The organism is Pseudomonas maioricensis (assembly GCF_022790535.1).
Taxonomy (GTDB): Bacteria; Pseudomonadota; Gammaproteobacteria; order Pseudomonadales; family Pseudomonadaceae; genus Aquipseudomonas; species Aquipseudomonas maioricensis.
Window position 1 is genome coordinate 21,650 of the sequence record NZ_LOHG01000023.1, and the last position, 7,307, is coordinate 28,956.

5 protein-coding genes and 1 pseudogene are annotated in these 7,307 nt (G+C 58.0%); all 6 read right to left on the minus strand.

Features of this window, described 5'->3' with window-relative positions; genetic code table 11:
• Positions 1 to 91 precede the first annotated feature (91 nt).
• The 6 genes and pseudogenes from phnE to poxB all read right to left on the minus strand — a co-directional run bounded on the left by phnE (position 92) and on the right by poxB (position 7,130).
• Positions 92 to 889 carry a phosphonate ABC transporter, permease protein PhnE gene (gene phnE, locus AUC61_RS23775; protein ID WP_122662064.1) on the minus strand — a complete coding sequence of 266 codons (798 nt, stop codon included), beginning with the start codon at positions 887 to 889 and terminating at the stop codon, positions 92 to 94.
• 57 nt (positions 890 to 946) lie between these two features.
• On the minus strand, positions 947 to 1,951 hold the full coding sequence (gene phnD / locus AUC61_RS23780) for a phosphonate ABC transporter substrate-binding protein (protein ID WP_027901496.1): 1,005 nt from the start codon (positions 1,949 to 1,951) through the stop codon (positions 947 to 949).
• A gap of 65 nt (positions 1,952 to 2,016) precedes the next feature.
• On the minus strand, positions 2,017 to 2,850 hold the full coding sequence (gene phnC / locus AUC61_RS23785; protein WP_243248614.1) for a phosphonate ABC transporter ATP-binding protein: 834 nt from the start codon (positions 2,848 to 2,850) through the stop codon (positions 2,017 to 2,019).
• 283 nt (positions 2,851 to 3,133) lie between these two features.
• Complete coding sequence (locus AUC61_RS26780) at positions 3,134 to 3,928, minus strand: methyl-accepting chemotaxis protein (RefSeq protein ID WP_422765636.1); 795 nt, start codon at positions 3,926 to 3,928, stop codon at positions 3,134 to 3,136.
• Between the two features lie 63 nt (positions 3,929 to 3,991).
• Positions 3,992 to 5,041 (minus strand): annotated as a pseudogene (locus tag AUC61_RS26785) (HAMP domain-containing protein); the annotation flags it as partial.
• Positions 5,042 to 5,411: 370 nt separating this feature from the next.
• Positions 5,412 to 7,130 carry a ubiquinone-dependent pyruvate dehydrogenase gene (gene poxB, locus AUC61_RS23795; protein WP_243248616.1) on the minus strand — a complete coding sequence of 573 codons (1,719 nt, stop codon included), beginning with the start codon at positions 7,128 to 7,130 and terminating at the stop codon, positions 5,412 to 5,414.
• Positions 7,131 to 7,307: the final 177 nt, after the last annotated feature.

Consider the following 7,307-nt stretch of genomic DNA (forward strand, 5'->3'; position numbering starts at 1 on the left):
AGGAGCTGCCGAAGGCTGCGAAACGGTTTCTCTGACACCCCGCGATTCGCAGCCTGCGGCAGCTCCTACAGGGCCAAGGCGTGCCATAAGGTTAAATAAACTGCTTGCGCAAACGCTGGGACACGATGTCGATGGAGCTGACCACGACGATGATCACCAGCAATACCGCGCAGGTCTGAGTGAACTGGAACGCCCGGATGTTTTCCCAGAGAATCACGCCGATCCCGCCAGCACCGACCATCCCCACCACCGTCGCCGAGCGCACGTTGGATTCGAAGCGATACAGTGCGTAGGAAATCCACAGCGGCATGACCTGGGGGATCACACCGTAAATCACCTCCTGCAAGGCGCTGGCACCGGTGGCGCGCACGCCTTCGACGGGGCCCGGATCAATCGCTTCCACGGCTTCGGCAAACAGTTTTGCCAGTACGCCCGTGGTGCTGATCCACAGCGCCAGAACACCGGCAAAAGGACCGAGCCCGACCGCCACTACGAACAACATGGCGAAGACCATTTCATTGATGGAGCGGAACGCGTCCATTACCCGGCGCAGCGGCTGGTGAATCCACCAGGGGGTGATGTTCTCGGCACAGAGAATGCCCAGCGGCACCGAGCAGACAATCGCCAGCACCGTGCCCCACAGTGCGATTTGCACCGTGACGATCATTTCCTTCAGGTACGAGCGCCATTCGTGAAAGTCAGGCGGGAAGAAATCGGAGGCGAAGGTCGCCATGTTTCCTGAGTCGCGATACAGCGCCACGGGATTCATTTCGGCACCCTGCCAGGCCCAGGCCAGGACCGCGAGGAACAGGCCCCAGCCCAGATATTGTGGCCAACTGCGCTTGCCCGCTGCCTGGGTATACGCCGCGTGGGTGGTCGTGCTCGTCATAATCGGATCTCGTTCAGCAGAAGGTGGGCGCACCCGAAAAGGTGCGCCGCGGATCAATCAACCAGCGCTGGCCGTGTTTTTCTTCTCAAGCTCGGTCAGGCGTTCCTGCAACTTGCTCAGACCGGCATCAATGTCCTTGAGGCGCTTGGCTTTCTCGTCGGCATTCAGGCTGGTACTGGCGAGGGTTTCGGTGCGCTGCTTGAACAGGTCCAGCTGACGGATCGGCAACAGTTGGTCATCACTGGACTTGAGGAACTTGCCCAGTTGCATGCCTTTGAGCACCGCTTTCTCTTCGTCGGTGTTGCCGTAGTCAGCGAAGAACTCACGAATCTTGTTTTTGTTCTCGTCCGACAGGGCTTTGCTCCAGACCATCGGGTCGGCCGGAATCAGCGGTGATTTCCAGATCACTTTGAGCTTGGCAGCCATGTCCGGCTGGGTGACTTCCAGACGATCCCAGCTTTCAGTATTGAAGGTCGCAACATCCAGCTGGCCCTTGGCAACACTCAGGGCATTCACTTCGTGGCTGGAGTTCAGCGTGCGTTTGAACGCTGTAGCCGCGTCGACGTTGTTCTTGGCAAACACGTAGTAACCCGGCACCAGGTAACCGGAGGTCGAGTTTGGATCGCCGTTACCGAAGGTCAGGGTCTTGGCATTCTTGAGCATGTCTTCAACGGTATTGATCGGGCTGTCCTTGCGGGCAATGATCACGCTCCAATAGCCCGGCGCGCCGTTGGCCGCTGAGGTCTGGGCGAAGATTTCACCGTTGGAACGGTCGACCGCTTCCATCGCCGCCTTGTTGCCCAGCCAGGCCACATCGACCTTGTTGAAGCGCATGCCCTGAATCAGGCCCGCATAATCCGATGCGAAGGTGGCGTTGATCTTCAGCCCGGTTTTCTTGCCCATGTCATCCAGAAACGGCTGCCAGATGCTTTTCAGGTTCTGCGAAGACTCGGTAGACATGATGCCGAAGTTGATGACTTTCTCATCTGCGTGGGCAGTGCCCAGCAGGCAACTGCCGAGCAGCGCGGCAGACGCAACGACGCGACCGATACGGTTCAACATGGAAGCACTCCTCAGTGTGGGTTTGGCTGTTGTTGTGTTGGTGTACAGCTGGAAATCAGGCGCGGTTAACCGCGAGCCAGCACCAGTCGCGGCGCTGCACCGGCGCGGCGACCTTCATCGGCGATCATCAGACTGGTGTCGACGTCAGCGCCGTAGAGATCGTTAAGGAACTGGCTGCTGAGGTTCTGCGCATCGCCATCGAAATGAATACGCCCGCCCTTGAGCGCCACGGCGCGGGGGCAGTACCGCACGGCGTAATCCACTTGATGCAGGGTGACGACCACGGTCTTGCCGTCGGCGCGGTTGATGTCGGCGAGGATTTCCATGACCTTGCGTGCGGACTCAGGATCCAGCGAGGCAATGGGTTCGTCAGCCAGGATGACCTCGGCCTGCTGGGTCAAGGCCCGGGCGATTGCCACGCGCTGTTGCTGGCCACCGGACAGGGTCGAGGCGCGCTGAGCAGCCAGATCCACAAGCCCGACGCGGTCCAGAGACTGTAAGGCGCGTTGCTTCTCTTCAGCATTGAACAGGCCCAGATTGCCGCGCCAGCCAGGCATGCGGCCCAGGCAACCGAGCAGCACGTTGTCGAGCACGCTGAGGCGATTGACCAGATTGAACTGCTGAAAGATGTAGCCGATGTCAGAGCGCAACTTGCGCACCTTGCCGTTGAGACGGCCTGCGGCCTGCACTTCGCGGCCCAACACCTGCACGCTCCCGCCATTGCCACGATCACAGCACGCCAGACCGGCAAGATGACGCAGCAAGGTGGATTTGCCAGAACCCGAAGCGCCAATCAGCGCGACCATTTCGCCGGGTTGTATAGACAATGCCAGGTCAACCAGCGCGGGTTTGCGGGCAAAGGTCTTGTTCAGACGCTCGACATGGATGGCTGGGTTCATGGGCTTCTCTGTCGGTTGTTGTGAGTTGCAACTGACAGTAGGCCCGCGGTGTTTCAGTGGGGTGAATCGAACGTGACGGTTGGATAACCGTTTTGTGAAAGGTTGAGGTATGGAAGCGGTAATCCGTCGTACCTGCCAGCCCGGGTCGCCTCTTTCGCGGGCAAGCCCGGCTCCCACAGTTAGCCATTAACCTGTGGGAGCCGGGCTTGCCCGCGATGGGTCTGGCGCAAGTATCAGGCAGGCCGCAACCGGCTTTTTCGGCTGCGGCACCGCCCAAGCATGTTCAGATCCGGAACGTCCCCACCAGATGCTGCAAGCGCGCCGCTTGTTCTTCCAGATACGAGCAGGCGTCCAGCGTCAGCTTGAGGTTATCGACGCCTTCCTGGTTGAGGGTGTTGATCTGGGTAATGTCGACGTTGATCGATTCCACCACTGCCGTCTGCTCTTCGGTAGCAGCTGCCACAGACTGGTTCATGCCGTTGATTTCGTCGATACGACGCGTCACGCTGCTCAACCGCTCGCCCGCCTGATTGGCGACAGTCACGCTGCTTTCACTCTGACGCTGACTTTCGGTCATGGTGACCACGGCTTCGCGCGCGCCCACCTGCAGTTCCTCAATCATCTTCTGCACTTGCTGTGCCGAGTCCTGAGTCCGGTGCGCCAGGTTGCGAACCTCATCGGCAACAACGGCAAAACCACGTCCAGCCTCGCCCGCCCGTGCCGCTTCGATGGCCGCGTTAAGGGCCAACAGATTGGTTTGTTGGGAAATGCTGGTGATCACTTCCAGAATCTGACCGATGTTGACGGTCTTGCCATTGAGGTTTTCGATGTTGGCGCAGGACTCGCTGATCTTCGCCGACAGCTCGTTCATGGCGTTGATCGTCTGTTGCACGACTTTCTGACCGTCACCGGCCAACTGGCTGGCATCGGCAGACTGCTGCGAGGTACGGGCAGCGTTCTGGGCAATTTCATGGGCTGCAGCGCCCAGCTCGTTAATCGCCGCCGCAACACTTTCAGTGCGATTGGCCTGTTGATCAGAGTTGGTCATGGATGAATTGGAGGCTTTGACCACACGCATCGCCACGTCGCCCAACTGACCGGCAGTCGACGCCACTTCACGGATAGAGCCGTGAATACGCTCGACAAAGCGGTTAAAGGACTGTGCCAGCTCACCAAACTCGTCTTGAGTGGTGATCGCCAGACGCTTGGTCAGGTCGCCTTCGCCGTCTGCGATGTCACGCATCGCACGGCCCATCTGGTGCAGAGGTTGCATCAGTACACTGATCAACATTCCCAGCAGCAGAATAATGATCACCACCGAAATCACCATGGCGGTGATGGCCGAGGTGCGGAACTCGCCAAGCATCGAGTACGCCGCGTTCTGATCCAGAACCAGCGCGACATACCAGTTGGCCGAGGAAACACCCTCAACCTTGGTCAGCGACATGATTTCTGCCTTGCCGGCAAACTGGATCTCGCTCACGCCCGCGACGATTTTTGGAGTGTCGGCTGGGTAGGCTTCGCTGATGTTCTTCAGAATCAGTTTGCTGTCCGGGTGAATCAGAATCTTGCCATCGCCGCTGACAATAAATGCATAACCATGCCCGCCGAAGTTCAGCGAGTTGATGGTCTTGGTAATGCTGTCCAGAGAAATATCAGCACCGGCAACGCCAATGAACTGATTCTGATAGTTGACCGGTGCGGCCAGTGTCACGACCAGCTTGCCCGACGAAGCAGCAATGTACGGTTCGGTCACGATGGTGCCGGGTGCATTTTGTGCGGCCTTGTACCAGCCACGAGCGCGAGGGTCATAATCCGCCGCACGATTGCCCGCAGGCACAGAAAACATTACGCCGTCGGTGCCGCCGAAATAACTCAGCTGAAAGTTGTCGGTATAAGCGGCAATACCGATTGAACGCTGCAAATCAGGAATCGCCTTGCCGTCAGCCGAAATGCGCTGCGCCATGGACTGCAGCAGCTGCGTGCGGCTGTCCAGCCAGGTCTGAATGTTCTGGGTCGTCAAGCCGCCGAGTTGTTGCAGTTCAGCGAATACATTCGACTTTAAAGTCTGGCGTTGTCGATAGTCGTTAACAACGATAAAACAGGTAAAAGCAACAACGACCACCAACGCGGCGGCGAGCAGAATTTTTCTGCTGAAACCCAGACTTTTCATCATGACAGGTACTTCCATACAAAAGAGTTACTACGGCGCACGCTTGTTCACTGAAACAGTGAACGCAATGCGGCGTTTTTACGGGCTCTTTGAGTAAAAGGAAAGTGCCCGGAACAAATATATTTATTGGATCCAAATAGTCGGACGCATGACAAGTTAGTTCGCGATGAATGGTTACATATACTTTGTTTTAAGGCCTAAAGATTTTACAGGTTCTGCCGAAGGCGGAAATATCAGCGTCTTGCAGATTAAACCCAATCCTGTAGGCGCTCACCGAGGTTACGAGGCCAGCGATGGCGGCGTGTCAGACAAACCGCTATCGCTGGCCTCGTAACCTCGGTGAGCACCTACAGGTCCACTGTTTGCGTATCAGGTATACAAGGCAGGATTACCGCAAATTGGTCTTCACCAATTCAAAGACCTCATCACCCCGCCCGCCCAATACGGCGCGCATCATGTACAGGCTGAAACCTTTGGCCTGGGCCAGTTTGATTTTCGGCGGAATACCCAACTCCTGTTTGGCGGTCACTACATCCAGCAATACCGGGCCAGGATGATCGAACGCTTTACGCAACGCTGCGGACAGCTCTTCTGCACTCTCGACACGAAGACCCAGAATGCCTGCACCCAGCGCAATCCCGGCGAAGTTGGTCTCGAACAGGTCGGTGCCATGGGGAACATAACCACTGGCTTTCATCTCCATGTCGACGAAACCCAGCGAGCTGTTGTTGAACACCACCATTTTGATGGGCAGATCCAGCTGCCGCACGCTTAACAGGTCGCCCATGAGCATCGACAGGCCACCGTCGCCGCACAGCGAAATAACCTGACGATCAGGATGGGCTGCTTTCGCCCCCAACGCCTGAGGCATGGCATTGGCCATCGAGCCATGGTTGAACGACCCCAGCAGGCTGCGTTTACCGTTCATGTGCAGGTAACGTGCAGCCCACAACGTGGGCGTACCAACATCGACGCTGAAAATCGCATCGGCATCCGCCTGCTCATCAATCAAGCGGGTCAGGTACTGCGGATGGATCGGGTTGCCCGGCGCAGATGGCGTGGCCAGGTCATCCAGCCCTTCCCGCGCTTTCGCGTAGTGCTTAAGGGCTTTGTCGAGGAAACGGCGGTCCTCCTGGCGATTCAATCTTGGCAGGAGCGCAGTGAGGGTTTCCTTGACGCCACCGGTCAACCCCAGCGCGATTGGCGTACGTCGCCCCAGAGCAGTGGGATCGATATCGATCTGGACGATTTTAGCGTCGGTCGGATAGAAGTTCCGGTACGGGAAACTACTGCCCAGAATCACCAGCGTGTCGCATGACAGCATCGCGTGGTAACCGGAGCTGAAGCCGATCAACCCGGTCATGCCGACATCGAACGGGTTGTCGTATTCCACATATTGCTTACCGCGCAAGGCATGCACCACTGGCGCGCCGAGCCGGTCAGCCAGAGCAACCATTTCTTCGTGGGCTCCGGCGCAGCCTGCACCGCACAACAGGGTGACGGCTTTGGACTCGTTAAGAATGTCGGCCAGTTGCTGAATGTCCGGCTCGCTCGGCGTGACGCTGGGTGGCGCGGTTGCTACCCACTTTGCAAGTGCATCAGGGGCATCGCTCAGCGCGACGTCACCCGGCAAGACGATAACGGCGACACCACGCTGACCAATCGCCGCGCGCATGGCTCGCTCCAGTACTCGCGGGAACTGTTCCGGCGTGCTGACCAGCTCGACGAAGTGGCTGCACTCCTTGAACAGTTCCTGAGGATGGGTTTCCTGAAAGTAGCCCAGCCCCACTTCCGAAGAAGGGATATGTGCAGCGATAGCCAGCACCGGCACCTGATTGCGATGGCAGTCGTAAAGGCCGTTGATCAGGTGCAGGTTGCCCGGTCCACAACTGCCCGCACAGACCGCAAGTTTGCCGGTGCTCGCCGCTTCAGCTCCGGCGGCAAAGGCTGCGACTTCTTCGTGACGGGTGTGCATCCAGCGGATGGAGCCGAGCTTTTCAAGGCTATCGGTCAGCCCGTTCAGGCTGTCACCGCTCACCCCCCAGATCCGGTTGACGCCAGCACTGGCGAGGGTTTGAGCGAGGTGATCGGCAATGGTTTTGGACATGCTGGTTTCCTTGTCGAGACAAATGGAAAACGTAGCCGGAGTCTTGGCACGCATCAGTGATCGACAGGCTGTGCGGCGTACAGTTCAGCTGGTGACAGAACACAGATCAATCTGTGAAGAGCAATTACCTGTGGGAGGCATATGTTGGCCTGCAAGGATGCACAGATCCTGTGGGAG